This is a genomic window from Cupriavidus sp. 2KB_3, from assembly GCF_052115685.1.
GTDB classification, from domain to species: domain Bacteria; phylum Pseudomonadota; class Gammaproteobacteria; order Burkholderiales; family Burkholderiaceae; genus Cupriavidus; species Cupriavidus campinensis.
The window spans coordinates 238,606-265,305 of the sequence record NZ_JBFRHD010000006.1 but is presented as its reverse complement, the minus strand read 5'-3'; the positions used below and the strand labels follow the sequence as shown (position 1 = coordinate 265,305).

Here is a 26,700-nt window from a genome sequence, read left to right as displayed (position 1 = left end):
TAATAGCGACGGCAGCGCGACCAATGGAACGGCTTGCGCCTGCATCAGCTATTTCGACGTGGAGAACGCAAATGCGTGACATCATCGACGGCTTCCTGCGCTTTCAGCGAGAGGTCTATCCGCAACGCGTTGAGCTCTTCAAGCAGCTCGCGACGACGCAACAACCAAAGGCTTTATTCGTCACCTGCTCGGACAGCCGCGTGGTGCCTGAACTCCTTACGCAACGTGAGCCAGGCGAATTGTTCGTGATTCGCAATGCCGGCAATATCGTGCCTTCGTACGGCCCAGAACCCGGCGGCGTCTCGGCCACCGTCGAGTATGCGGTCGCGGTGCTGGGCGTGAAGGACATCGTGATCTGCGGCCACTCCGACTGCGGCGCGATGGGCGCCATTTCGCGGTGTACGTGCCTTGACCATCTCCCGGCGGTTGCGAGCTGGCTGCGCCATTCAGATGCCGCCAAAGCAATCAACGCCGCGCACCATTTCGACACGCCTCGCGCCAAGCTCGACGGGCTCGTGCGTGAAAACGTGATCGCGCAACTGGCGAATCTGCGCACACATCCTTCGGTGGCACTGGCTCTCGAACAAGGACGACTGAATCTGCACGGCTGGGTGTACGACATCCCGGCAGGCAGCATCGACGCACTGGACGGCACCACCCGACGCTTCGTGCCGTTGGCCGAGTCGCCGACGACAGTTGCGGTGACTTCCCATCGTCACGGAAGCGTTTGACTGCGCCCCCCTGGCGGGTCTGTACTGCGGCACGCCGGTAGAAGGACCTGAAGTGAAGAGCGCGGGGCGGAGATCTTCTGCCCCGCACCTCATTGCAACGGGGGTACAGCCCCAAGCTTTTCCGCGAGCATCCGCTCATACACGCCGAAATGCGTGTCGACTTCTGATTGATCCACCACGGTAACTTCCACCCCTACCCTTTCCTGCGGAAGCCCCAGCAGGATCGCCAGTGCGGGTTCGAGATGGAATGCGGCCTCTTTATCTCTGGCGAACGTGGTACCGATCCGGATCAGGTAGCTTTCCTCGCGCTGCGCGACCACTTCGACGAGCCTTGCCCGGGCGCTAAGGTTGCATTCGATTCCGATCTTTGCCAGTTCGGCCAGCTGGCGCGTGCGCTCGGTCGGAAAGCCCCGCTCGCAGCGCAGGCGTGTACGGTGGCGGCCGAGTGTCAGCCATTCGGCATGAAACTCCATGATGTCCTCGTCATTCGGTTCGCGCCGGCGAGACGCGCGAGCGTCTGCCGGCGTGCTCGGTCAGTTGGTGTGTACGGTGATGCGGCGCGGCTTGGCTTCCTCGCGTCGAGGAATCATCAGGCGCAGCACGCCGTTCTGCAGATTGGCTTCAATCCGGGCGGTATCGAAATCCGGGCTGACCGCGAACGTACGGGCAAAGCGCGGCTGTTGCAGCTCCAAATGCTGCACGCGCAGGCCCGGCGGCACGTCGACCATCGCTTCGCCCTCGATGAACAGGTGACCGTCGTGGACTTTCACGTCCAGATTCTCTCGGGTGACGCCTGGCAGGTCAGCAAATAGCGTGATGCCACGCGCGTCCTCGACGATATCGACGGGCGGCGTCACGGTAGGCCGGCCAGGCCGGTTCTCCGTAGACTGATATTGGGTGGGCGCCGGTTGGGTCGTATGCTGGCCGGCCGTTGCGACCCGGGTGCTGGTGATGTCGTCCATGATCTGACTCCTGGGCATTGGCGTTACTGAACGGTGATCGCCTTGGGGCGCGAGGCCTCACGCTTGCCGACACTGATGGTCAGGCAGCCGTTGACATAGCGGGCCTTGACGTTGTCGGGGTCTGCCTGCTGCGGCATTTCGATCACACGCCGGAATTTGCCGGCGAACCGCTCCTGTGCATAGACGCGCGTCGCTTCGCCGCTGCCTTCGGCTGATGCCTCCAGCGGCGCACGCTCGCCACTGATCGTCAGCATGCCTTTATCAATCGAGACGTCGAAGCCGTCCGCCTGCATGCCGGGAGCGAAGACGACGATCTCTATCGAGTCATCGGTCGCGCCAATATTGAGCAGCGGAAACGTGCCGGTGCGGTCCGCGCGAAGGCTGGATGGAAAGCCGCCCGCCAGGTTCGCCATTTGCCTTTGCAGGCGGTCGAATTCGTTGAACAGATCGGTTCCGAAGAAGAACTCGCTCATGATCTACCCTCCTGAGGAATGCGCAATGAAGGGCGAACGGGCCACGCGCTCCAGTTCGCTCGCCATTGCAGCCGACAAACAAATCGAAACACGCAGCGCACCACGGTACGGGTGCGACTGCCTGAGCAATCCCAAGGTAGGAGCCGGCTCGAGGATTTCAAGGGGGAAAATCCCGCCTGTCTGAGTGCTGATGCTGCCGTCAATGCCAGCGACCTTTTGACGCACCGCAAAAACTCCTGCAGGACGGCCTGATCCGTATTAAACTTTCACAAATTCCTGAAAGTTCGAAACGCTCATGCAGCTCTCGCCCTTGATCCAGCGCTTTGTCCTTCACTTTGGTGAGATGGGCAGCCGCTGGGGTATCAACCGGACGGTCGGTCAGATTTACGCCCTGCTCTTCACCGCCTCGCGCCCCTTGAATGCCGACGAGATCGCCGAATCGCTCGGTTTCTCGCGCTCCAACGTCAGCATCGGCCTCAAGGAGCTGGAATCCTGGAATCTCGTGAAGCTCTCCCACCAGCCGGGGGACCGCCGCGAGTACTTTTCCGCGCCCGATGACGTCTGGGCGATTTTCCGCACGCTGGCCGAGGAGCGCCGGCGCCGCGAGATCGATCCCACGCTGTCCATGCTGCGGGAGGTCCAGCTGGAGGCCGCCACCTCCCCGGAAGACCGCCACGCCCAGGCGCGCATGAAGGAGATGTACGGCCTGATCCTGCTTGTCACCACGTGGTTTGGTGACATGCAGCGGCTCGACGTCGCCACGCTGGAAAAGCTCATGCGGCTCGGCTCCCGCGTGACCAAGCTGCTCGACGTCAAGGACCGTTTCGCCAGTGCCATCGGCATGGGGGGCGACAAAAACGGCGACAGGGGGGGCGACAAATCCACCGACGCCGCCCCCAAAAAAGCCCCCAAGACCCCCACAAAGCCCTCCCGCCCCCGCAAGGAGTAACCCGTGTTTGCCAGTCTCGACCCCGTGGTGCTGGCGCGCATCCAGTTTGCCGCCAATATCACCTTCCACATCCTTTTCCCCACGATCAGCATCTCGCTGGGCTGGGTGCTGCTGTTCTTCAAGCTGCGCTACGGCAAGACCGGCGATGAAAGCTGGATGGCCGCCTACCGCGTCTGGGTCAAGATCTTCGCCCTGACCTTCGCGCTCGGCGTGGTCAGCGGCATCACCATGAGCTTCCAGTTCGGCACCAACTGGCCTGGCTACATGGAGACCGTCGGCAACATCGCCGGCCCGCTGCTGGCCTACGAGGTACTGACCGCCTTCTTCCTGGAAGCCACCTTCCTCGGCATCATGCTGTTCGGCATGCGGCGCGTCAGCAACCGCACGCACACCATCGCCACGCTGCTGGTGGCGGGCGGCACCACGCTCTCGGCGTTCTGGATCCTCGCGCTGAATTCGTGGATGCAGACTCCGGCCGGCTTCGAGATGATCGACGGCCGCGCCCACGTGACGAGCTGGCTCGTAGTCATCTTCAACCCGTCGTTCCCCTACCGCCTGACGCACATGCTGCTGGCGTCCGGGCTGACCGTGGCCTTCCTGCTGGCCGGCGTCTCGGCCTACCGCTGGCTGCGCGGCGACCGTGGGCGCGATGTCATCCATTCGATGCGGACCGGCGTGGTGCTCGCGGCGATCCTGATTCCGCTGCAGATCGTGGCGGGCGACCTGCACGGCCTGAACACGCTCCACCACCAGCCGGCCAAGATCGCCGCGATGGAGGGCATCTGGAAGACGGAGAAAGGCGCGCCGGCCGTGCTGTTCGGCATTCCCAACGCCCGCACGCAGACCAACGACTTCGAGATCGCCATCCCCAAGCTGGCCTCGCTCTACCTCGCCCATGACCTCGATGGCGAGATCCGGGGCATCGACGCCTTCCCGGACCGCCATCCCCCCGTGGCCCCGCTGTTCTTCGCCTTCCGCATCATGGTCGGCGTGGGCCTGCTGATGCTGGCCGTGTCGTGGCTTGGCGCCTGGCAGTTCCGCCAGCGCGGCGAGCCCGCACCGTGGATGGCCCGCGCGCTGGTGGCCATGACCTTCTCCGGCTGGGTGGCGCTCGTCGCCGGCTGGTACGTGACCGAGATCGGCCGCCAGCCGTACCTGGTCTACGGCGTGCTGACCACGGCGCAGGCTGCCTCCAAGGTACCGGCGGCGATGATCGGCAGCACCCTGGCGATGTACCTGACGCTGTACCTGGTGCTGATCGTGGCCTATATCTCCGTGGTGTTCCACCTCGCCCGCAAGGCCGGCGCCCCGGCCGAGGATGCCTCCGAGGCGCCCGCCGCCGTCCAGACCCCGCAACCCGTCCTTCCCGGCCAACCCAGGAGCAAGTCATGAGCCCGGCTACCCTTCCCGACCTGACCCAGCCGGCCGGCTGGATGCCGCTGGTCTTCCTGGCTCTGATGGGGCTGGCCATGCTGATCTACGTGATCCTGGACGGCTACGACCTTGGCGTGGGCGTGCTGCTGCGCCGGGCCGACGATGCGGACAAGGACCGCATGATCGCCTCCATCGGCCCGTTCTGGGATGCCAACGAAACCTGGCTGGTGCTCGGTGTGGGCCTGCTGCTGACCGCCTTCCCGCTCGCGCACGGCGCCATCCTGACCCACCTCTACCTGCCCGTGGCGCTGATGCTGGCGGGGCTGATCATCCGCGGTGTGGCGTTCGACTTCCGCGTCAAGGCGCGCGATCCGCACAAGCCGTGGTGGAACTTCGCGTTCTACGCGGGTTCGCTGCTGGCCAGCTTCTCGCAGGGGCTGATGCTCGGCCTCTATATCACCGGCTTCCGCTACGACCTGCCGAACCTGCTGTTCGCGGTGGCCGTGGGGCTGTGCCTGGTGGCCGGCTACTGCCTGCTCGGCGCGAGCTGGCTGATCATGAAGACCACCGGCAGCCTGCAGCTGCGCGCCATCTACTGGGCGCGGCGCAGCCTGTGGCTGACGGCGCTGGGGGTGGCGGCCATCTCGGTGGTCACGCCGCTGGTGAGCCCGCGGATCTTCGAGAAATGGTTCTCGCTGCCCAACATCATCCTGCTGGCGCCGATTCCGCTGATCACCCTGGCCGTGTTCGTGGTGGTGGAGCGTCTGCTGCGCAAGATGCGCGACCTGCATGCGCGCGGCAACGACCGCTGGTGCTGGGTGCCGTTCGCGGGCACGGCGGTGATCTTCCTGATGGCGTTCAACGGCCTGGCCTACAGCCTGTTCCCCTACCTGGTGGTGGACCAGATCGACATCTGGCAGGCGGCCAGCGCGCCGGAATCGCTGGCGGTGATCCTGATCGGCGCGGCGGTGGTGCTGCCCACCATCCTGGGTTACACGGTCTATGCGTACCGTGTATTCTGGGGCAAGGCCACGGACCTGCATTACTACTGATCCACCGACCCCCACCCATTGACCCGTGGCCCCGGGCGCCAGGGAGGCGCCCCAGCGGCATGTCCTCTCGCGTCCCCGGCCCCCCCACGGAATCCGCCAACCCGCCCCTGCTGACACGTCTGCGCAGCCACGCCGGCGCGCAGGTGCGCGCGCTGACGCGCAGCAACTCCGGCCTGTCGATCGACTACGACAACCCGCCGGGCGACCCCGGCCTGTTCGGGCCCGATGCGGTCTGCTGGCGCGTGCATGGCGATTTCCCGGCGATGCTGGCCGGCGGCGTCAGCGCGCTGCTGCTCCAGGCGCTGCACCCGCTGGCGCTGGCCGGGGTGTGGGACCACTCGACCTTCCGCACCGACATGCAGGGCCGGCTCGGCCGCACCGCGCAGTTCATCGCCGGCACTACCTACGGCAGCCGCGCCGACGCCATGCGGCTGATCGAGCGCGTGCGCCGCATCCACGCCAATATCAGCGGCCTGGCGCCGGACGGCCAGCCCTACGCCGCCGACGACCCCGCGCTGCTGACCTGGGTGCATGTGGCCGAAGTGTCGAGTTTCCTGGCGGGATACCTGCGCTATGTCGGCCCGCTATCGGCCGCCGACCAGGACCGGTATTACGCCGAGGAAGCCACCGTGGCCACCCTGCTGGGCGCGCCCGACGTGCCAGGATCGCGCGCCGAGGTGCACGCCTACCTGGAAGCCCAGCGCCCCTATCTGGTTAACAGTGAACGCACGCGCGAAGTGGTGCGATTGGTGATGGCGATGCCGGTGGCCAACCCGCTGCTGGTGCCGGCCGTGCGGACCATGGCCGATGCCGGCGTGGCACTGCTGCCGCCCTGGGCCCGCGAGGCGCTCGGGCTGCACCGGCGCTCGATGCGCCGGACCCTGGCCGTGCCGGCGATGGGCGCGCTGGCGCCCACCTTGCGCTGGGTACTCGGCCCCGGGCTCGCGGCCCGCGCCCGGCGGCGCGTGGCGCGCAGCGCTTGATGCTATGTAGAACGACTGCTAAATAGAATTACTCCGCCGCGCTGGCCGCGGCCGCAGCAGCCACCGGGCTGCCGCGCAGCGTGGTCTCGCGCAGCCGCATCACCAGGAACGGGGCGATCAGGGACACCGCCGCGCTGAACAGGAACAGCGTGCGGAACGCCTGCTCGGCCGCCACGCGCACCGCCGCCGCGTCGCCATCGCTGGCCGCACCCATGGCGCGCCGGAACATGCTCATCAGCACATCCTCGCCGCCGCTCAGGTCGCTCACGGCCATGCCACCATGGCGCAGCAGGGCGATCAGCACCGTGGTCAGCACGGCCACGCCCACCGCCCCGCCCAGCAGTCGCGAGAAGGCGGTCAGCGCCGTGGCGATGCCCACCTGCTGCGGCGGCACCGAATTCTGCGTGGCGACGAGCCCGCTCGGCAGTTGCAGCCCGATGGAGAGCCCGAGCACGATCATCACCAGCGCGGACGCCATCACGGCGTGCGGCGGCATGAACGCCAGCGCCACGATGGCCAGCGGCGCGATGATCGAGCCGGCCAACTGCATCGGCTTGTAGCGGCCGCTCCACGACATCAGCCGCCCGGAGATATAGGCGCCGAACGGAATGGCCAGCGTTAGCGGCACCAGCCGCAGCGCAGCGGTGTCGGCATGGGCGCCGCCCACCACCTGGAAGCGCAGCGGCAGCAGCACCGACATTGCAATCAGCTGGAAGAAGCACAGGAACAGCGTGGTGCAGCAGATGGCCACCGTGGGCACGCGCAGCATCGACAGCGGAATCACCGGATCGACGGCGCGCCGCTCCTGCCAGACGAACAGCACCATGCCGACGACGCCCGCCGCCAGCAGGCCGAGGGTGTGGAGTTCCAGCGGCGAGTGGCCCTGCCCCAGACGGGTCAGGAACACCAGCACGCCCGAGAGCCCGCCGCCGAACAGCAGCGCGCCGAGGTAGTCGATGCGGTGCCGGCGCCCGCCCACGGGCAGGTGGCGCAGCGCGCGGCGCACCACCACCAGCGCCAGCAGGGACAGCGGGATATTGATCCAGAAGATCCAGCGCCAGGACAGGAAATGCGCCAGGTAACCGCCGATGACCGGGCCGGCCATGCTCGCCACGGCCCAGACCCCGCTCACATAGCCCTGGTAGCGGCCACGCTCGCGCAGCGGCACCACATCGGCGATGGTCGCCTGCGAGACCGAGATCAGCCCGCCGCCGCCCAGGCCCTGCAGGATGCGGGCGAGGATCAGCATTGGCATGGTCGTGGCCATGGCGCAGAAGATCGACGCCAGCAGAAACAGCACGATCGAGAACGAGAGGACGGAACGGCGCCCGAGCACGTCGGACAGCTTGCCGTAGATCGGCGTCACCACGGTGGAGGCCACGAGGTACGCCGAGATCACCCAGGCCATGTCCTCGAAACCGTTCAGCTGGAGCGCGATGTCCGGCAGCACCACGGCCACGATCGACTGTTCCAGCGCCCCGAGCAGGATGGCCAGCATCAGGCCGAACAGCACCTGCATGACGGGTACGTCTGGCGGCGGGGTATCTGGGGCGCGAGCGGGCTGCGGGGGGGAGGACTGCACTGGAGAGGCGGACATGGAAGGCCTGCGTGGCAGACGGCGGCGCGACCGGCCGTGCCTGCTCTTGTGTGGTCAAGGAGAGCCGGTATTGTAGGCGCATGCCGCCGGCCCCGCTTGCCGAAGTGCCGTATGGCCTACAGGTGGCTTACAGGCTACCTTCAGGAGGACACCGGGCGACGCCGGGCGCCGCCTGAAGGTAGGACCGCTACTGTCGATCAGAAGATCAGCAGATCAGAAGGTTTCCCAGTCGCCGGCCTCGGCCATGGCAGGCGCGGGCGCGGCGGCGGGACGGCGGCGGGCCGGCGTGGACAGCACGGGCTCCTTGCGCTGCGGCGTCACCGCCGGGCGCGGCTTGGCGGGCGTAACCGGCTGGCGCGCGGACAGCACCGACGGCTGCGCCTTGCGCGCCACCGGCGGACGCACCGCAGCCGGCACAACCGGGGCGCGGGCGCCACGCGGCGCCGGGGCGGGTGCCGGGGCCGTCGTTGCCTTGGCCGGCAGCGCGGGCGCGGCCGGGCGGCTGATGGCCCGCACGCGGGCGGGTGCCGGCGCGGCCAGGGCCGGGGCCTTGGCCTTGGCAGGGGCGGCAATGCGCGGCGCAGCCGTCACCACGGCCTGGGGCGCGCGTGCCTCGGGGGCGCGCACGCCGCCCAGGTCGAAGCGCGCCACCTCGGACACCAGCCCGCCGGCCTGCTGCATCAGGCTCTCGGCCGCCGCGCTGGCCTGCTCCACCAGTGCCGCGTTCTGCTGCGTCACCGATTCCATCTGGGTAATCGCCAGGCTGACCTGCTCGATGCCGGCGGTCTGCTCCTCGCTGGCCGCGCTGATCTCGCCCATGATGTCGGTCACGCGGCGCACGGCGCCAACGATATCGTCCATGGTCTTGCCGGCCACTTCCACCTGCTTGGCGCCGTCCTGGACCTGACGCACCGAGCTGTTGATCAGTTCGCCGATCTCCTTGGCCGCCGACGACGAGCGCTGCGCCAGGCTGCGCACCTCGGCCGCCACCACGCTGAAGCCCCGGCCCTGCTCGCCGGCGCGAGCCGCTTCCACGGCGGCGTTCAGCGCAAGGATATTGGTCTGGAAGGCGATGCCCTCGATCACGCTGATGATCTCGGCCACGCGCGCGGAGGACTTCGAGATACCGTCCATCGTGTCCACCACGCTGCGCACCACCCTGCCACCTTCCGTGGCCACGTCCGAGGCGTTGACCGCCAGCTGGTTGGCCTGGCGGGCATTCTCGGCGTTCTGGCGCACAGTGGAGGTCAACTCTTCCATCGAGGCGGCAGTCTCCTCGAGCGAGGCCGCCTGCTGCTCGGTCCGCTGGGACAGGTCGGTATTGCCGATGGAAATCTCGCGCGCCGCCGTGTCGATCGAGCCGGCGGCCTGCTGGATGCCGCGCACCAGCACGCCAAGCTGGCCGAAGGCACGTTCCATCGCGCCGAGCATGCGGCCCATCTCGTCCTGGGTGCGCACGGCAATGGGATGGCCCAGGCGGCCCTGGGCTAGCGCCTCGGCGGCGTCCAGCGCCTGGCCGGCCGGGCGCGTCACCGAGCGGGTGATGGCCAGGCCGAGCAGCGCGGCGATCACGGCGGCAGCGGCCGCCAGGCCGATCAGCAGGTTGCGGGCAAAGACATATTGGGCGGAGGCCTCGCCCACGGCGTCGACGGCCAACTTCCGGCCCATCGCGGCAAACTGGTCGAGATTGTCGAAGTAGGCGGCCTGGGCGGTCGGCAGCGTCACGATCAGGCCAGCGCGCGCACTATTGAAGTCACCGGCGCGCAATTGCTGCATGACAAGGTCGAGCTGCCCGTTGTAGGCCTTGCGGGCCTCGGTCAGCTGCCCGAACTTCGCCACGGAATCGGCGCGGCCACCGGCCGTGACGACCTTGCCGAAGGCATCGAGGCCGGCGCCCATTTCCTCGCGCATCTTCATGATCTTGTCCGCGTTCTGCGCGGCCAGCGCCACGTCCTCGGTCAGCGCGCCGTCGCGCACCAGCACGCCGATCATCAGCGCGCTCTCCTTCACGCGGTTCAGGTCGATGACGCGCAGCAGGCGCTGCTCCACCGCCTGGTGCATCGCCTCGTTCATGCCGCGCAGCGCGGTCACGCCCACGGCCGCCACGGCCGCCAGCAGCAACACCACCGCACAGAATGCCAGGGACAGTCGTGCTCCGATACCCATGTTTCGCAAGCCCATCTCAGCGTACCTTTCTCTCTTTTTTCGATGTTCGGACGGTCGTCTGGCATCCACCGGAAACCGGGTGTCGCCACCAGCGCTATCGGGCGCGCCGGTGCGCTTCTTGAGCGGAAAATCGAAATAGGGGGAAAAGTGCCGGTAGTTCGTCAAATTGCCGCATCAACGAGTGGCGTCTAATCTGTTCCGGGCACTCCGGCCCGGCCGACCACGGCCACTGCGGCACCAGACCGCGACGAAACGACGAGGGCAAAAAAAAGAAGCCCACGCGCGGGGTGCTCGTAGGCTTTCAGGACTGCTGTGAAAGACCGGGGGTAAACCGGTCCGAACATAGGAATATAAACCTGCTTACATGAGGTGTAAATCAAGCTTCTATCAGGGAATACCCTGATAGCGGCTGTAGCGAATTCGGCACTTTCGCCTCGTATATCGTGCCATACCGCACATTCGGGCATATCGGCAGTTATCGGCCAGCGTCCCGCAAAGCTTTAGCGCGAGCGGATTGCGGCGCAAGCGTTGCCTTTCTGTCAGACCCTGACAACGAAGGTGCGACTTCAATCACACCGACTGCATCAATAAAATAAATAGAGCTTTACCTCTAGGCCTCGTCTGCTAGCCGACTTTGTCAACACTTGTAAAACTTTGTTACCCTCCCGGCTGAAGTATTCCCCTTCTCTCTTCGCAAGGCCGACTGAACCGCTCGGCCGGATGGCGCCATGCAACCGCTCGGTAGGCGCGCCCGCTATCGTGATGAAGGTGAGCCCCTGCCCCGGCTCCGAGAGTGAATGTTTCATATCACGCCAGGATCAGAGCGCCCCACCCGTCACTTTTAGTGCGGCCTCGATCCATGCGCCTGGTCCTCGGACCGTTGACAGCCGCCAGAACCCTCGCGGGCTCTTCCGGAGAAGTTGTGAAGCAGGAAAAAAAGGTCCCCCGTCCCAGCCGAAAGTTGCAGCATCTGCACTTTGCGGCCCACAGCGCCAGCCGCAATACCGTCATCGTGCACCTCTCCAATGGCACGCGGCTGACCGGGATCGTGCTGGCCTCGGACAATTACATGATTCTGCTGGGCAAGACGGGCGACGATCCCACGCCGACGGTGGTCTACAAGCGCGCCATTACCGTGGTGACGCCGGCGCACGCGCCGGAAGCCGACGCGGCGGTGCTGGACGCCGAGGCGTCGCCCGATTTTGTGCGTCTATATATACCGCGCACCCGCAAGCGGCGCTGACGCGGCCTGGCCGGCCCGTCCCGGCGGCGCCCCGTTCGTTCCCCGGGCCGGCCGGCATCCGCAATAACGCCGGGGGTTTCCGGCCCCGCCCGCAAACTCTCGCAAAGATCACTCTAAAGTCTCCTACCGCCCTGTCGATAACCCTTGCAACGGAGGCACTCTACGCCCTGCAACGCAGGCAGCCAACGTTACGGCACCCGCCGGAATGCCTAAAACATTGCAAATAGGAGTCGTACCATGGCGCAAGTCATCAACACCAACATTCTGTCGCTGCAAACGCAGAGCAACCTGAACACGTCGCAATCGTCGCTGAACAGCGCGATCCAGCGTCTGTCGTCGGGCCTGCGCATCAACAGCGCCAAGGACGATGCTGCTGGTCAAGCCATCGCCAACCGCTTCACCGCCAACATCAAGGGCCTGACGCAAGCTTCGCGTAACGCCAACGACGGTATCTCGATCGCGCAAACGACCGAAGGCGCGCTGAGCGAAGTCAACAACAACCTGCAACGTGTCCGTGAACTGTCGGTGCAGGCCGCCAACGGCACGAACTCGTCTTCGGACCTGAAGTCGATCCAGGACGAAATCAAGCAACGTCTGTCGGAAATCGACCGCGTGTCGGCTCAGACCCAGTTCAACGGCGTGAAGGTCCTGGCCAAGGATCAAAACATGTCGATCCAGGTTGGTGCCAACGACAGCGAAACGATTTCGATCGCCCTGAAGCAAATCACGTCGAAGACCCTCGGCGTTGCTGGCTTCAGCGTTGCCGGCCCGCAAGGCGCCACGGCTTCGATCGGTTCCGCCGCCGCTCAAACGGCTCTGGGTTCCGCCACCCCGGTGACGGCTGCTTCGGCAACCGGCATCGCCGCCGCTGACATCCAGCGCGCCCTGGGCCTGAACACCTCGGCAGCCATCAACTCGCAATCCGTGGTGACGGATTCGAACGGCAACTGGTTCGTGCAAGTGAGCATGACCGGCCTGACCGCCGCCGACGACGCCGCTCTGTCGTCGAAGGGCTTCGCTGGCAACGGTACCGCCACGTCGACTACGATGTACATCGCCGTCAAGCCGACCGACGCTTCGGTGTCCGGTTCCACCGCTGGCTTCACGCTGACGGGTTCGTCGCTGCAAGCTTCGGACTTCCAACAAGCAGCCACGACCAACCCGCTGGCCACGCTGGACAAGGCCCTGTCGACGGTTGACAACCTGCGTTCGAGCCTCGGTGCTGTGCAGAACCGCTTCGAATCGACGATCAACAACCTGAGCACGACGGTGAACAACCTGTCGGCTTCGCGTTCGCGCATCGAAGACGCTGACTACGCAACGGAAGTGTCGAACATGACCCGCGCGCAGATCCTGCAACAAGCTGGTACCTCGGTGCTGTCGCAAGCGAACCAGACCACGCAAAACGTGCTGTCGCTGCTGCGTTAATCGCCGCGCCGCAAGAAGGCCGGGCCGCAAGGCCCGGCTTTTTTGCCGGAATGTTTTGCAGGCAGCCCACTGCCTGCAAAGCGTTTCCACCAAGCAGAACCACACGCCCTACCGGACGGAGCTGACCATGGCATCTTCCAATCCCGTTTCCACTCCGGCGGCCCGCATTTCCGCCGACACCGTGACCCTCGCCCCGGCCCACGCCGCGCCGACCGCCACGGTGCGCGCCGTTCGCCCCGTCCAGTCCGCCCACCAGGCGGACGCTGGCGCTTCCGGCGACGCCCCTGCCGAGACCGCCACGGCAGTGCAGGAACTGGTCGATGTCCTGAAGACCACCTCCATCGGCCTGCGCTTCGAGATCGACGACCAGACGCACCGCGTGATCACCAAGGTCGTGGACAAGGAGACGGGCGAGATCATCCGGCAAATGCCGAATGAAGACGTTGTGCGCCTGGCGCGCGCGATCGACAAGCTCCAGGGCTTGTTCGTGAGCCACGCCGTCTGATATCTGCAACCTCCCAGTTGAAGTCAAATAACAATAGGTAGAAAAAGACATGGCAATCTCTTCCATCGGTGTCGGTTCCAACCTCGAGCTGCAAACGCTGCTCGACAAGCTCCAGGCAGCGGAAGAACTCCCGCTGACGCAAATCAACAACCAGGCCAAGAGCTACCAGGCCAAGCTGTCCGGCTACGGCACCATCAAGAGCGTGCTGGATGCCTACTCGGCCGCCGCCAAGACGCTCGGTACCGCCGCCACGTACAGCGCCGTCAAGGCCAGCGTGACCTCGGACAGCGTGCTCAGCGCCACCACCGACGCGACCGCCGTGGCGGGTAGCTACCAGATCGACGTGACGTCGCTGGCCGCGGCGCAATCGCTGGTCTCGAAGCAGGTAACGGACAAGAAGGCCGCCATCGGCGGCGGCACGATCACCGTGGACTTCGGCGCCGACCTCGCCACGGGCGGCACGCCGACCAGCACCAAGACGGTGACGATCGGCTCCGACACCTCGCTGGAAGGCATCCGCGACTCGATCAACAAGGCCAATATCGGCGTGACCGCCAGCATCATCAACGACGGCTCGGGCACGCCGTACCACATCGTGCTGACGTCCAACAAGACCGGCACGGATTCGGGCATGCGCATCAGCGCCAGCGACAGCGCCGTGAGCGACATCGTCGCCTACGACCCCGCCCTGGCCACGCAGCCGAACGGCATGTCCGAGAAGGTGGCCGCTGCCAACGCCGCGCTGAAGATCAATGGCATCGACGTCACGAGCCAGAGCAACACCGTGGTGGACGCCGCCCAGGGCGTGACCTTGACGCTGAAGTCCAAGGGCACCACCACCATGAGCGTGACGCGCGACGACGCGTCCATCAAGGCCGCCGTGCAGGGCTTTGTCACCGCGTACAACAACATCCTGACGGCCGTCGGCTCGCTGACCACGTTCGATACCGATGCCGGCACCGCCGGCGCGCTGAACGGCGACGGCACGCTGCGCAACATCGCCACGCGCCTGCGCTCGATGCTGACCGCGCCGATGTCCGATGGCAACGGCGGCTCCATCACCCTGTCCGACCTCGGCATCGAGTTCAACGTGACGCCCGAGAACGCGGGCAAGCTGCAGATCAACGACGACAAGCTGAACAAGGCGCTGGCCGGCAACATCCAGGGTCTGTCGAACTTCTTCACGGGCGTGAATGGCGCGTCGGGCATGGGCAAGACCGTCACCGACTACGTCGACTCGCTGAACGGCACGTCCGGCGCGCTGACCGCTGCCACCGATGGCATCACTGCCACGCTGAAGGACCTGGAGAAAAAGTACACGGCGACGGAAGACCGTGTCACGGCGACCATGGACCGCTACCGCGCCCAGTTCACGCAGCTGGACCTGCTGATTTCGCAACTGAACCAGACCAAGAGCTACCTGACGGAGCAGTTCGCGGCCATCAACGGTTCCGGCAGCAAGTAATTTAACGGAGGCAACATGTTCGCGCGCCAAGCCATCAACGCCTATGCCCAGGTCGGTGTACAGACCGGGGTCATGAGCGCCAGCCCGCACAAGCTGATTGTGATGCTGTACGACGGGGCCCGCTCGGCCATCGCCCGTGCCAGGTTCCACCTGGACAATGGCGAGCTGGAGGCGCGCGGCAATGCCATCTCCAAGGCGATCAACATCATCGACAACGGGCTGCGCGCAGTGCTGGACCACGAGGCCGGCGGGGAGATCTCCGCCAACCTCGAATCGCTGTATGAATACATGACCCGTCGCCTGATGCTGGCCAACCTGCGCGGCGATGCCACCCTGCTGTCGGAAGTGGATGCCCTGCTCGAGAATCTTGCCTCGGCCTGGACCGCCATCGACCCGGCAGCCCCCACCGACACCGAGCAGGCCCTGACGCCCGTCGTCCAGCCCGCCCTGCAGGAATCCTGAGATGTTCCATATGTCCCCCATCGTCAGAAGCTACGAAGAGCTGCTGGTGCTCTCGGAGCAGATGCTCGAAGCCGCGCGCGCGTCCAACTGGGATGCGCTCAACGATCTCCAGCAGGTCTACATGGCCGAAGTGGATCGCCTGCGCCTGCTCGACCACAGCAAGCCCTTCACCGACAACGAACGCCTGCGCCGCTTCCAGTTGCTGGAGCGCATCCTGGCGTACGATGCCCGGATTCGCGACCTGACCATGCCGCGCCTGGCCCAGCTGGGCGAACTGCTGAACAGCTCGCGCCGCAAGCTCGAACTGTCCGCCACCTACGGCGCCACCGCCTGAATCCACGCCCCTTCCGTGCTTGCGGAAGGGATCGACCGACGCGTATCACGTCCATCGCCATCCGCTGACACGCGCCCATGACTGGCATCCAAATCCCGGCGGCCCTGGTGCCCCACGCCGCACCGGACACGCAACTCTCGCGCCCGGCGCTGGCTATCGACAAACTCGCGGCCCTGATGCCGGTGCAGGACGTCTCCCAGGGCGACGTGCAGTCGTCCACGGGCGAGACCGTCCAGGCCCGCCAGCCCAACGCGGTCGGCCCCGGCGCCATGGATGCGCGCGGCAACGCGCTGACCAGTTCCACGCGCGAGACCCTGAGCTTCGCCGCGCGCGCCATTCTCGATCTGTTCGAATCGGGCGATGCACAGCCGCTACAGACGCGGGCCCCGCTGCTGTCCACCGCGCCCGGTGCAGGCAACGCGTCGGCGGCCACGCTGTCCGCAGCACTCGCCACGCTGGTCGACCAGAGCGGCTTGTTTTACGAATCGCATGTGGCGCAATGGGTGGTGGGCCAGCGCCCGCTGTCCGCCCTGCTCCAGGAACCGCAGGCCGGCCTGCGCCAGCCCCCCGCGCCCAACTCGCCGGCCCAGACCGCCCCGCCAGCGGCGACGTCGCCGCAGCAACCCGCGCCCGGCGCCGGTGCGCCGGTGGCGCTGCTGCCCTATGGCGGACCGCCCGCCGCGCCCGCGCCGACGCCCAGCGCCGCAATCCTGGCGGAACTGACGCGCCCGACTATTTTTCCGCTGACCACCGGCGTGCCGGCGCAGCCCGCGCGCGGCCATGGCGCCGACGCCGGGACCCAGGCTAGCCAGCCTGGCCAGCCCGCCAGCGCCGCGCCCGGCCAGGCCACGCCATCGACGCCGGCCGCCGAGCAGCGCCGCGCCGCGCACGCCAATGCGGCGGCGCATGCGTACCAGATTACGGCCGAGGTCTCGCATGAAGGTCACCATATCGCCCAGGCCCAGCGCGCGGCGATCATCGCCAGCTGGAATGCGCCCGACCAGCCCGCCGCCCCGCAGCAGGCCGACGTCGGCCCGCCGGTCCACCCGGCCAGCGAAGGCGTGGTGCGCCAGCAGCTGGAGTTGCTCGCCACGCAGCAGTTCCGCTGGACCGTGGAAGCCTGGCCTGGCATGCCTGTGGATTGGGAAATCACGCGCGAGCAGCAAGGTGAGCACTCGCCCACATCGGCCGATGCCGCGACCTGGAGCACCCGGCTGCGCCTGAACCTGCCCCGGCTCGGGCATGTCGATGCCGTGCTGACCCTCGGCGCGCACGGGCTGGAAGCCCGGCTGGTGGCCGACGACCGCGCCACCGCTGGCCGTCTGGCCGAAGCAGGCGCTGACTTCCGCGGCCAGCTGGAAGCCCACGGCATCTCCCTGCTGAACCTCAACGTCAGCGCGGCCACCGAGGTGGAAGCACGCCTGACCGCCGACACGGCAGGAACCCAGCCATGAGCGCGAACGATCCGCACCGCGACGCCGCCGTCGCGCTCTCCTACCAGTCCGCCGACAAGGCGCCGCGCGTGGTGGCCAAGGGCTACGGCCTGTCCGCCGAAGCCATCATCGCCCGCGCCCGGGAGGCCGGCGTCTACGTGCACGGCTCCCCGGCGCTGGTCAACCTGCTGATGCAGGTGGATCTCGACACCCAGATCCCGCCGCAGCTCTATGTGGCCGTGGCCGAGCTGCTGGTCTGGCTGCACCGGATGGAACAGCCGGACGGCGTGCCGGCCCTCACCTGACCGCATCCCACCTCGGCCGCCGAGCGCCGAGAACGGCACCCACGCTGAAATAGCGCCAATTTCGGCCCGTGTTCCGGCCGATGACGCGGAACGTCCCTTGTTACTGTGCATGCATCGATCAGCCCGTCTGCTGTCCGGGCTGACCCCGCGCCTATGCAAAGCACAACGCCATGACCAAGAACGTTTCGAGTCCCGCGCAGCGGACGATCCAGCAGGCCTGGACTGCCTACAACGCCAGCAAGTATGCGGACGCGCTGAAGCTCGCCCGCGCTGCCAAGCGCATTGCCGGCACGCTCCCCGAACCGTATTACATCGAATCGCTGTGCCTGTCGGGCATGAACCATAGCGAGGAAGCCAAGCGCCTGGCGGAAGTCGGCATGAAGCGCTTCCCGAACCATCCGGGCTTCCTGGGCCTGGTCGGCGCGCTCGAGGTGGCCCTGGAGAACTACACGGCCGGCATTCCGCTGCTCCAGCGCAGCCTGGAACTCCAGCCCGGCTCCGCCCACCTGTGGCAGGTGCTCGGCACGGCCATGTTCTATACCGGCGACTATTTCGAAGCCCGCCTGGCCGGCGAGAAGGCCGCCGCGCTGCTGCCGAATGACCCGGTGGCGGTGGGCAACTACGCCTCCGCGCTGCGCGAATCGGGCAGCACCATCGAAGCCATTCCCGTGTTCCGCCGCGCCTGCGCGCTGGACCCGCTGCAGCGCGTGAACCGCTCCAACCTGCTGTTCTCGCTGCTCTACGACGAAACCATCGGCGCCGAGGAACTGCGCCGCGAGGCCACCGACTGGGCCCGCACGCTGGCGCGCACGCCCGTGGAAGCCCCGGCGCTGCGCGCCAGCGAAGGCGAGCGGATCCGCATCGGCATCCTGTCGAACGACTTGCGCCGCCACGCCTGCGCCTACTTCCTGATCCCGCTGATCGCCAACCTGGACCGCACGCGCTTCGAGGTGCACCTGTTCTCGCTGTCGAACGTCAACGACAACATCACCAAGAAGATCCGCGTCTACGCGGAAGGCTTCCACGACCTCTACAAGATGTCCGAGGCCGACGTGGTCAAGGCCGTGCGCGCGCAGCGCTGCGACGTGATGGTCGACCTGGGCGGCTACACGGGCGCCTCGCCCCTGACCTACATGGTGCATCGCCTGGCCCCGAAGCAGCTGACGTGGCTGGGCTACCCCGGCACCACTGGCATGGAGCAGATCGAGTACCGCGTGACCGACTGGACCGCCGATCCGGAGGGCTTCGACCACAACTACACGGAGAAGCTGCTCCGTGCGCCCGTGTTCAGCGCCTACCACCCGATCGTCACCAACCCGCTGAAGATCTACGACCCGCAATTCCGCGTGCAGCCGACCCCGGCGCTGAACAACGGCTACATCACCTTCGGCTCCTGCAACACCATCGCCAAGCTGGGCCCCAAGACCATGCGCCTGTGGAGCGCCGTGCTGGCACGCTGCCCGAACGCCCGTATGCTCGTAGAAGCCACCGGCTGCGACCGCGACAACGTGCGCGAGATGCTCTACGAGCGCATGGCGGCCCATGGCATCGACACCAGCCGCGTGGAGCTGATCAACCGTGACGGCGCAGCGCAGTACGTGACCTACAACCGCATCGACATCGCGCTGGACACCGCGCCCGTCACTGGCGGCACCACCACCTGCGACGCCATCTGGATGGGCGTGCCCGTGGTCACCTTCTCCGGCAACACCTTCCACCAGCGCGTGTCGGCCCCGTTCCTGCACGCTGCCGGCCTGGACGACCTGATCTGCGACACCGAGGAGCGCTACGTCGACGTCGCCTGCGCGCTGGCCGAGGACGTGCAGCAGCTCAACGAGATCCGCATGTCGATCCGTCCGCGTGCGGAGCAGAGCGAGATGTTCGACGCGCAGCGCTTCGCCACCTGGTTCGAGGACCAGCTGACCGAGATCTGCAGCGAGACCAAGCCGATTCCCGCCCGCACCGAACCGCGCCGCTCCGGCCTGTTCTTCGCTGGCGCGTGGTATCCCGCCGAGGACCTGGTGATGTCGGTGGCCGCTCACATCCACCTGAAGGAATGGGTGCCGCTGCTCAACGTGCTCGAGAACCTGACCTCCACCTGGTACCGCAACTGGGTGGTGGCCTACGGCCTGGCCGAATTCAAGTACCACAACGGCGAGGCCGACGCGGCCATCGACCTGCTGGTGGAAGCCATCGGCATGCGCCCGTACGCGCTGCCGCTGTACCGCAAGCTGGCGCTCTGGCTCGACGAGCTCGAACTGGACAAGTCCGCGCTCGCCCAGCTACTGGACGAGCAGTTCGGCCTGGCGCTGGAAGTGCTGGAAGCCTCGCCGCCGCCCACCGTGTTCGAAGTGATCGGTATCGAGGTCGCCACGCAGGCGGCGCCCGAGGCCGCCGCCGAGGAGGTGGCAGCATGAAGGCCGTCATCCTGGCCGGGGGCCTGGGCACCCGCATCTCCGAGGAATCGCACCTGCGGCCGAAGCCGATGATCGAGATCGGCGGCAAGCCCATCCTCTGGCACATCATGAAGATGTACTCGGCGCACGGCGTGAACGAGTTCGTGATCTGCCTGGGCTACAAGGGCTACGTCATCAAGGAGTACTTCGCCAACTACTTCCTGCACATGTCCGACGTCACGTTCGACATGCGCGAGAACCGCATGGCCGTGCACCACCGCAAGGCCGAGCCGTGGAGCGTGACGCTGGTGGATACCGGCGAGGACTCGATGACCGGCGGCCGCCTGCGCCGCGTGCGCGAATACCTGACGCCGGGCGAGCCGTTCTGCTTCACCTATGGCGACGGCGTGTCCGACATCGACATTACCGCCGAGATCGCCTTCCACCGCGAGCACGGCCGCCGCGCCACCGTGGCTGCCGTGCAGCCGCCGGGCCGCTACGGCGCGCTCGAACGCGACAACGACAAGGTGTGCGGCTTCACCGAGAAGCCGCGCGGCGATGGCGCGTGGATCAACGGCGGCTTCTTCATCCTGCAGCCGGAAGTCATCGACCTGGTGCCGGACGACGCCACGAGCTGGGAAGAAGCCCCCATGCGCCAGCTCGCGCGCTCCGGCCAGATGGCCGCGTACGAACATACCGGCTTCTGGCAGCCGATGGACACGCTGCGCGAGAAGAACCTGCTGGAAGACCTTTGGCAATCCGGCAAGGCGCCCTGGAAGACCTGGTAATGGTGTCGACTGCCTCCCCGTCGGCGGCGCTCTCCGCGTTCGCAGGCCGGCGCGTCTTCGTCACCGGACACACCGGCTTCAAGGGCGCCTGGCTGGCGCTGCTGCTCGCGCGCCTGGACGCGCGCGTCAGCGGCTACGCCCTGGCCCCCAACACCACGCCGAGCCTGTTCGAGGCCGCGCGCGTGGCGCCGGCGCTCGCGCAGCATACGGTGGGCGATGTCCGCGACGCCGCCGCACTCACGCGCGCGCTGCACGCGGCGGAACCGGAGATCGTGCTGCACCTGGCGGCCCAGCCGCTGGTGCGCGCGAGCTACCGCGACCCGGCCGAGACGTGGTCCACCAACGTCATGGGCACCGTCAACCTGCTCGACGCCGTGCGCACCTGCCCGTCCGTGCGCGCGGTCATCGTGGTCACCACCGACAAGTGCTACGACAACAAGGAATGGCTCTGGGGCTATCGCGAGACCGATCCGCTCGGCGGCCATGACCCCTATAGCGCGAGCAAGGCCGGCACCGAGCTCGTGGCCGCCAGCTATCGCAAGTCGTTCCTGGCCGAGCGTGGCGTGCAGCTGGCCACCGCCCGCGCCGGCAACGTGATCGGCGGCGGCGACTGGTCCGAGGACCGCCTGATTCCCGATGCCGCCCGCGCTGCCGCCCGTGGCGCCGTCCTTGAGATCCGCAGCCCGCAGGCCACGCGGCCGTGGCAGCACGTGCTGGAAGCCCTGCACGGCTACCTGTTGCTGGGCGCCCGGCTGCTGGCCGGCGACGCCGCGCTGGCCACCGCGTTCAACTTCGGCCCGGAAGCGCGCGACAACCTGCCGGTCGCGCGCGTGCTGGGCGGATTGCAGCCACACTGGCCGGAACTCCAGTGGGCGCATTGCCCGCCGCCGGGCGCCGCGCCGCACGAGGCCCGCAACCTGTACCTCGATTCCTCTCAGGCGCACACGCTGCTGGGCTGGCAATCGCGCTGGACGCTGGACGAGGCGCTGGCCGCCACCGCGCGCTGGTATCGCACGGTCCAGCACGAGCCGGGCCAGGCCCGCGCCATCACCGAACAACAGATCGAGCAATTCTGCGCATGACCACTGCTGCCACCGCTCCTACCCCCTGCTGCCGCGCCTGCGGCGCGCCGCTGACGCAAACCGTCGTGGACCTCGGCCTGTCGCCGGTCTCCAATGCCTTCATCCGGCCGGAGCACATCGCACAGGGCGAGATGTTCTACCCGCTGCACGCCATGGTGTGCCACAAGTGCTGGCTCGTGCAGCTGCGCGACGCCACGCCGGCGGAGACCCATTTCCACGACGACTACGTCTACTTCTCGTCGTTCTCCACCTCGTGGCTCGAACACGCCCGCCGCTACGTGACGGCGATGACCGAGCGCTTCGACCTGACCCCGGCGAGCAGCGTGATGGAGATCGCCAGCAACGACGGCTACCTGCTCCAGTACTTCCACCAGAACGGCGTGCCGTGCCTGGGCATCGAGCCCTCCGCCAATACCGGCGAGGCGGCCCGCGCCAAGGGCATCGACAGCCGCGAGCTGTTCTTCGGCGAGCGCACCGCACGCGCCCTGCGCGTGGAAGGCTGGCAGGTGGACCTGCTGCTCGGCAACAACGTGCTGGCCCACGTGCCGGACATCAACGACTTCGTGGGCGGCATGCCGATCGTGCTGAAGCCCGAAGGCGTGATCACGCTGGAGTTCCCGCACCTGCTGCGCCTGCTGGAGCAGAACCAGTTCGACACGCTGTACCACGAGCACTACTCCTACCTGTCGCTGACGGCGCTGGTGCCGATCCTCGCCCGCGCCGGGCTGCGCGTGTTCGATATCGAGCACCTGCCCACGCACGGCGGCAGCCTGCGGCTGTTTGCCTGCCACCAGGCCTCGCGCCGCGCCACCACGCCGGCCGTGCAAGCCTGCCTGGATGAGGAAGTCGCCGGCGGCCTGACCTCGCCGGACCGCTACGCCCGCTTTGCCGAGCGCGTGCGCCAGGCCAAGCGCGACCTGCTGGCTTTCCTGATCGAGGCGCGCCGCGCCGGCAAGCGCGTGGCTGCCTACGGCGCCGCCGCCAAGGGCAACACGCTGCTGAACTACTGCGGCATCGACGCCGACCTGATCGAGTACGTGGTGGACCGCAATCCGGCCAAGCAGAACAAGCTGCTGCCCGGCACGCGCATTCCGGTGTGCTCGCCCGATTCCATCTACGCCAGCCGGCCTGACTACCTGGTGATCCTGCCGTGGAACATCAAGGACGAGGTGGTCGAGCAGATGGCCGGCATCCGCGCCTGGGGCGGCCGCTTCGTGGTGCCCATTCCCGATACCGTGGTCCTGCCGTGATCTTCACCCCGACCCGCATCGCCGGCGCCTGGCTGGTGGACCCCGAGCCGCTGCCCGACGCGCGAGGCTTCTTCGCGCGCACGGTCTGCGTGGCGGCGTTCGCCGAGCATGGCCTCGACGCGCGCTTCGTGCAGCAGAGCGTCTCGCGCAACACGCGCGCCGGCATCCTGCGCGGCATGCACTTCCAGACCGGGGCGCATGCCGAGGACAAGCTCGTGCGCGTGACCACCGGGGCGGTGTACGACGTAATCCTCGACCTGCGCCGCGCGTCCGCCACCTACCTGCAATGGCAGGCGGTGGAGCTGTCGGCGGACAACCAGCGGGCGATCTATATCCCGAAGGGCGTCGCGCATGGGTTCCAGACCCGCACGGCGCTCTCCGAGGTGTTCTACCAGATGACGGTGCCGTTCGCGCCCGGCAGCAGTGCCGGCGTGCGCTGGGACGACCCCGCCATCGGCATTGACTGGCCAGACTGCGCGGACCGCATGGTCTCTGCGAAGGACCTGGCGCTTCCCCTGCTCGCCGGGCTTGGCGAGCATTGACAACCCCTTTTATTCGAACCTGACAATCCAAGCGGAGCCACCCATGACGACTGAACATCTGCAAAAGCTGTCCGACGCCCTGCGCACGGTGGGCGGCAGCGCCGCCGCCCGCGACAAGGTCATTGCCCTGTGCAAGAGCATCGAGCAAGACCTGGACGCCTACGAAGGCAGCGTGCGTGACGACATTACCGGCCCGATCGTCGACGCCATGTACAACGAGCAGTCGCGCCTGCGCAAGACGCTGGCCGACGGCACGGTGTTCGAATTCCTGTACCGCACCAAGATCGCGCGCGACTTCCTGATGAGCACGCCGCCGCAACCGGACCACGTGTGGGAGCCGCAGACCACCAAGCTGCTGCTGAAGCTGTGCGAGCGCGGCGGCCATGCCGTGGTGGGCGGCGCCTACTTCGGCGACCAGGTGATCCTGATGGCGCGGCGCCTGGCGCAGGCGGGCGGCACCTGCCACGCGTTCGAGCCGAATGCCGACCAGCTCGGCATGCTGCGCAACAACGCCACGCTGAACGGCGTGGAGAACATCCGCAGCTGGCGCCTGGGCCTGTGGTCGGACAGCACCACGCAACTGCGCCTGGTGGGCCACGACTCGTTCGCCCACGCCGAGCACAGCGACGGCCCCGCCGGTGACGACAGCTTCTCGACCATCACCATCGACGAATACTGCGCCCAGCAGAACGTGGACAAGCTCGGCCTGATCATGCTCGACATCGAAGGCGCCGAACTGAACGTGTTCAAGGGCGCGGCGAAGCAGCTGGCCCGCCCGGCCGGCGAAGCGCCGAACCTCGTGTTCGAGGTGCACCGCCACTACGTGGACTGGAGCGCCGGCCTGCAGAACGCCGAGATCATCCGCATGCTCACCGGCTTCGGCTACCACGTCTACGCCGTGCGCGACTTCAACTCGAACGTGAACATGGAAGGCCGCCCCGTGGAGCTGGTGCCGGTGGACCAGGTCTACCTGGAAGGCCCGGCGCACGGCTTCAACATGGTGGCCGTCAAGGACCCGGCGCTGCTGGCGGGCAAGGATTTCGCGGTGGTGCCGGGCGTGAGCCCCAAGCTGCTGTGGCACCGTGACCCGGCGCTCCACCATCCCGTCAACTGATCGCCCCCGAGGAAAGTGATGCGCTGTACGGTGATTGGCGGGGCCGGCTTTGTCGGCCGCCGCCTGGCGGACACGCTGCGGCGTGCCGGCCATGAGGTCTGGGTGCCCGCGCGCGGCGACCGCGCGCTCTTCACCCGGGACCTGGGCCATGTGTATTACTGCGCCGGCCTGACCGCCGACTTCGCGGCGCGCCCGTTCGACACCGTCACGGCGCACGTCTCGCTGCTGGCCGACGTGCTGCGCGCAAACCGCTTCGCGCATCTGGTCTACCTGTCCTCCACGCGGCTGTACGACACCTCGCAGCTCCCCGTGGGCGACGAGGCCGCCGCGCTGACGCTGCAACCCGCCAGCCCGCGCGCGCTGTACGACCTGTCGAAGGGGCTGGGCGAGAACCTCTGCCTGACCGTGGCCGCCGGCCGCGCCGCCGTGGCGCGGCTCTCGTGCGTGTTCGACTGGTCGGCCGATTCGCCCGGCTTCCTGTCCGAATGGCTGATCCGCGCGGCCACCGAGCGCGCCTTCACGCTCGACAGCGACGCAGGCTTCGTGCGCGACTACATCCACCTGGACGACGTGGTCGGCGCGCTGACCGCGATGTCCACGGGCGGCGCCAGCGGCATCTTCAACGTGGCCAGCGGCGCCAATGTGTCCAATGGCGAGCTGGCCGAGGTCTTCAACCGGCTCGGCTGGGATATCGCGCTGACCCGCGCCTCGCCCGTGCAACGGGCTGCCGTGTGCAGCACGGCGGCACTGCGCGGCCTCGGCGTGGCCCCGCGCGATGTCCGCGACGTGGTGGCCAGCCATCTGGAAGGGATCAAGCCATGGAACTGATCGGCCATACCCGCGAGTCGCTGGCCGCCTACACCTGCGCCCAGGTGGCCAACCTGGTGCCGGACGGCCGCCACGCAGCGCTGCTGCCCGTGGTGTCCCGCCACATGGACGAGGCACTGGCCCGCGTGGGCCGCTGCATCGACGCCGTGCGCATGTGGCGCCCCGGCCAGTTCAACTACCTGCACTCGTCGCAGTACTGCCAGTACCTGTATTACCTGTCGAACACGATCTGGCGCAACGAGCGCAACGGCGAGGCCTGCACCAAGCTGTTCCTGCTTAACAAGGCGCTCAACGCGATCGACCTGTTCTACGAGATCGAGATGCCCGAGGTGTTCTTCATCGGCCACTCTGTCGGCATCGTCCTGGCGAAGGCCACCTACGGCAACTACCTCGTGCTGTACCAGAACTCCACCGTGGGCAAGAACCACGGCGTGGCCCCGGTCATCGGCGACGGCGTGGTCATGTACCCCAACACCGCCATCATCGGCCGCAGCCACGTCCGCAACGGCTCGGTGATCTCCCAGGGCGTCAGCGTGCTCAACCGCGAAACCCCGGGCGACTGCCTGGTCTACGCTGGCGAAGCGGGTGACCTGATCTGCAAGCCGGCCTACGAACGGGCGGCGGCGGAGTATTTCAGGGTGTGACGGGATAACAGACGACGAAAGACGACAAAAAGGCCATGTCGCGGGAGCGCGACGTGGCCTTTTTGTCGTTCCCAACCCACGCGCCAACCGCTACGCGGGCCGGAAAGCCGTCGTCAAACCGGCATATTCATCATTTCCTGGTACGCCGCGGCCAGGCGGTTACGCACCTGGACGGCCGTCTGGAACGACACGTTGGCTTTCTGCATGTCGATCATCACGTCGTTCAGGGCCACGCCGGGCTTGCCGAGTTCGAAGGCTTCGGCCTGGCCGTAGGCGCGGTCCTGCACGGCGTTCAGGCGTTGCAGGGAGCGCTGCAGCTCGCCCGCGAAGCCTTCGGTGGAAGCCGCCGGGGCCTGGTTGGTGCTGCCGCCGCCAGCCACCTGCGCCAGGCCGCGCAGTTGCTGGAGCATGCCTTCAATCGAGGAAATCGTCATGACGCGTCCGGTTCTGTGAGAGGGTTTCCCGAACCACGCGCCTGATACATCACACGCAGTCCGTTTTCAGTGCTCGCACTGTACCCACCCGCGCCACCAGCCCAAAGGATGAATTCGGCGGGAAAACCTCGCCTATTCAGCCAATTGTCCATCAGCCTTC

Annotated in this window: 27 protein-coding genes; 21 read left to right on the top strand and 6 right to left on the bottom strand. The window is 67.1% G+C overall.

Features of this window, described 5'->3' with window-relative positions; translation table 11 throughout:
- Positions 1-71: 71 nt before the first annotated feature.
- Positions 72-731, top strand: coding sequence for a carbonic anhydrase (locus tag AB4120_RS08745; protein WP_149138804.1), 660 nt, complete (start codon positions 72-74; stop codon positions 729-731).
- 89 nt (positions 732-820) lie between these two features.
- On the opposite strand, the gene AB4120_RS08740 is transcribed toward AB4120_RS08745, so the two are convergent.
- From AB4120_RS08740 to AB4120_RS08730, 3 genes are read right to left on the bottom strand one after another with little or no spacing between them, the layout of a single operon-like run.
- Complete coding sequence (locus AB4120_RS08740) at positions 821-1,204, bottom strand: hypothetical protein (RefSeq protein WP_441642149.1); 384 nt, start codon at positions 1,202-1,204, stop codon at positions 821-823.
- 60 nt (positions 1,205-1,264) lie between these two features.
- Positions 1,265-1,693 (bottom strand): Hsp20/alpha crystallin family protein, encoded by a 429-nt coding sequence (locus tag AB4120_RS08735; protein ID WP_149138803.1) that lies wholly within the window; start codon positions 1,691-1,693, stop codon positions 1,265-1,267.
- Between the two features lie 23 nt (positions 1,694-1,716).
- Positions 1,717-2,166 carry an Hsp20/alpha crystallin family protein gene (locus tag AB4120_RS08730; RefSeq protein ID WP_149138802.1) on the bottom strand — a complete coding sequence of 150 codons (450 nt, stop codon included), beginning with the start codon at positions 2,164-2,166 and terminating at the stop codon, positions 1,717-1,719.
- Positions 2,167-2,461: 295 nt separating this feature from the next.
- Between AB4120_RS08730 and AB4120_RS08725 the strand changes: the two genes are divergently transcribed.
- From AB4120_RS08725 to AB4120_RS08710, 4 genes are read left to right on the top strand one after another with little or no spacing between them, the layout of a single operon-like run.
- Positions 2,462-3,115: a GbsR/MarR family transcriptional regulator gene (locus tag AB4120_RS08725; RefSeq protein ID WP_149138801.1), complete on the top strand. Its 654-nt coding sequence runs from the start codon at positions 2,462-2,464 to the stop codon at positions 3,113-3,115.
- A gap of 3 nt (positions 3,116-3,118) precedes the next feature.
- Positions 3,119-4,507, top strand: coding sequence for a cytochrome ubiquinol oxidase subunit I (locus AB4120_RS08720; RefSeq protein ID WP_149138800.1), 1,389 nt, complete (start codon positions 3,119-3,121; stop codon positions 4,505-4,507).
- Positions 4,504-5,541, top strand: coding sequence for a cytochrome d ubiquinol oxidase subunit II (locus AB4120_RS08715; protein ID WP_149138799.1), 1,038 nt, complete (start codon positions 4,504-4,506; stop codon positions 5,539-5,541). Before AB4120_RS08720 ends, AB4120_RS08715 begins: the two co-directional genes overlap by 4 nt.
- 59 nt (positions 5,542-5,600) lie before the next feature.
- Positions 5,601-6,524 carry an oxygenase MpaB family protein gene (locus tag AB4120_RS08710; RefSeq protein ID WP_441642148.1) on the top strand — a complete coding sequence of 308 codons (924 nt, stop codon included), beginning with the start codon at positions 5,601-5,603 and terminating at the stop codon, positions 6,522-6,524.
- Between the two features lie 28 nt (positions 6,525-6,552).
- Here the strand turns inward: AB4120_RS08710 and AB4120_RS08705 are convergent, their stop codons facing one another.
- Together AB4120_RS08705 and AB4120_RS08700 are read right to left on the bottom strand one after the other, a co-directional pair.
- Positions 6,553-8,121 carry an MDR family MFS transporter gene (locus AB4120_RS08705; protein ID WP_441642147.1) on the bottom strand — a complete coding sequence of 523 codons (1,569 nt, stop codon included), beginning with the start codon at positions 8,119-8,121 and terminating at the stop codon, positions 6,553-6,555.
- A gap of 213 nt (positions 8,122-8,334) precedes the next feature.
- Positions 8,335-10,287 (bottom strand): methyl-accepting chemotaxis protein, encoded by a 1,953-nt coding sequence (locus tag AB4120_RS08700; RefSeq protein WP_262389746.1) that lies wholly within the window; start codon positions 10,285-10,287, stop codon positions 8,335-8,337.
- A 922-nt stretch (positions 10,288-11,209) separates the two neighbouring features.
- Here AB4120_RS08700 and AB4120_RS08695 point away from each other — a divergent pair.
- From AB4120_RS08695 to AB4120_RS08620, 16 genes are all read left to right on the top strand, one after another.
- Positions 11,210-11,530: an RNA chaperone Hfq gene (locus AB4120_RS08695; protein ID WP_149138796.1), complete on the top strand. Its 321-nt coding sequence runs from the start codon at positions 11,210-11,212 to the stop codon at positions 11,528-11,530.
- A 237-nt stretch (positions 11,531-11,767) separates the two neighbouring features.
- A complete protein-coding gene (locus AB4120_RS08690) occupies positions 11,768-12,958 on the top strand; it encodes a FliC/FljB family flagellin (protein ID WP_149138795.1) in 1,191 nt (396 codons plus the stop codon).
- A 127-nt stretch (positions 12,959-13,085) separates the two neighbouring features.
- Positions 13,086-13,463 (top strand): flagellar protein FlaG, encoded by a 378-nt coding sequence (locus AB4120_RS08685; protein WP_149138794.1) that lies wholly within the window; start codon positions 13,086-13,088, stop codon positions 13,461-13,463.
- A 49-nt stretch (positions 13,464-13,512) separates the two neighbouring features.
- Positions 13,513-14,928 carry a flagellar filament capping protein FliD gene (gene fliD / locus AB4120_RS08680; RefSeq protein WP_149138793.1) on the top strand — a complete coding sequence of 472 codons (1,416 nt, stop codon included), beginning with the start codon at positions 13,513-13,515 and terminating at the stop codon, positions 14,926-14,928.
- Between the two features lie 15 nt (positions 14,929-14,943).
- On the top strand, positions 14,944-15,390 hold the full coding sequence (gene fliS / locus AB4120_RS08675; protein WP_149138792.1) for a flagellar export chaperone FliS: 447 nt from the start codon (positions 14,944-14,946) through the stop codon (positions 15,388-15,390).
- Between the two features lies 1 nt (position 15,391).
- On the top strand, positions 15,392-15,724 hold the full coding sequence (locus AB4120_RS08670; protein ID WP_149138791.1) for a flagellar protein FliT: 333 nt from the start codon (positions 15,392-15,394) through the stop codon (positions 15,722-15,724).
- Between the two features lie 77 nt (positions 15,725-15,801).
- On the top strand, positions 15,802-17,178 hold the full coding sequence (locus AB4120_RS08665; RefSeq protein ID WP_441642146.1) for a flagellar hook-length control protein FliK: 1,377 nt from the start codon (positions 15,802-15,804) through the stop codon (positions 17,176-17,178).
- Positions 17,175-17,462, top strand: coding sequence for an EscU/YscU/HrcU family type III secretion system export apparatus switch protein (locus AB4120_RS08660; RefSeq protein ID WP_149138788.1), 288 nt, complete (start codon positions 17,175-17,177; stop codon positions 17,460-17,462). Before AB4120_RS08665 ends, AB4120_RS08660 begins: the two co-directional genes overlap by 4 nt.
- A gap of 170 nt (positions 17,463-17,632) precedes the next feature.
- Positions 17,633-19,879, top strand: coding sequence for an O-linked N-acetylglucosamine transferase, SPINDLY family protein (locus AB4120_RS08655; RefSeq protein ID WP_149138787.1), 2,247 nt, complete (start codon positions 17,633-17,635; stop codon positions 19,877-19,879).
- The gene (gene rfbF / locus AB4120_RS08650) at positions 19,876-20,646 is read left to right on the top strand and encodes a glucose-1-phosphate cytidylyltransferase (RefSeq protein ID WP_144202939.1); all 771 of its coding nucleotides are present in this window, start codon (positions 19,876-19,878) and stop codon (positions 20,644-20,646) included. Before AB4120_RS08655 ends, rfbF begins: the two co-directional genes overlap by 4 nt.
- On the top strand, positions 20,646-21,728 hold the full coding sequence (rfbG, locus tag AB4120_RS08645; RefSeq protein WP_441642145.1) for a CDP-glucose 4,6-dehydratase: 1,083 nt from the start codon (positions 20,646-20,648) through the stop codon (positions 21,726-21,728). Before rfbF ends, rfbG begins: the two co-directional genes overlap by 1 nt.
- Positions 21,725-22,978, top strand: coding sequence for a class I SAM-dependent methyltransferase (locus AB4120_RS08640; RefSeq protein WP_149138785.1), 1,254 nt, complete (start codon positions 21,725-21,727; stop codon positions 22,976-22,978). Before rfbG ends, AB4120_RS08640 begins: the two co-directional genes overlap by 4 nt.
- Positions 22,975-23,520, top strand: a complete 546-nt coding sequence (gene rfbC, locus AB4120_RS08635; RefSeq protein WP_149138784.1) for a dTDP-4-dehydrorhamnose 3,5-epimerase — start codon at positions 22,975-22,977, stop codon at positions 23,518-23,520. Before AB4120_RS08640 ends, rfbC begins: the two co-directional genes overlap by 4 nt.
- A 43-nt stretch (positions 23,521-23,563) precedes the next feature.
- Complete coding sequence (locus tag AB4120_RS08630) at positions 23,564-24,634, top strand: FkbM family methyltransferase (RefSeq protein ID WP_144202951.1); 1,071 nt, start codon at positions 23,564-23,566, stop codon at positions 24,632-24,634.
- Between the two features lie 18 nt (positions 24,635-24,652).
- Positions 24,653-25,462: an NAD-dependent epimerase/dehydratase family protein gene (locus tag AB4120_RS08625; RefSeq protein WP_441642144.1), complete on the top strand. Its 810-nt coding sequence runs from the start codon at positions 24,653-24,655 to the stop codon at positions 25,460-25,462.
- A complete protein-coding gene (locus AB4120_RS08620; protein WP_187645218.1) occupies positions 25,453-26,106 on the top strand; it encodes a hypothetical protein in 654 nt (217 codons plus the stop codon). Before AB4120_RS08625 ends, AB4120_RS08620 begins: the two co-directional genes overlap by 10 nt.
- Before the next feature lie 113 nt (positions 26,107-26,219).
- Here the strand turns inward: AB4120_RS08620 and fliE are convergent, their stop codons facing one another.
- A complete protein-coding gene (gene fliE, locus AB4120_RS08615) occupies positions 26,220-26,540 on the bottom strand; it encodes a flagellar hook-basal body complex protein FliE (RefSeq protein WP_149138782.1) in 321 nt (106 codons plus the stop codon).
- Between the last annotated feature and the right edge of the window lie 160 nt (positions 26,541-26,700).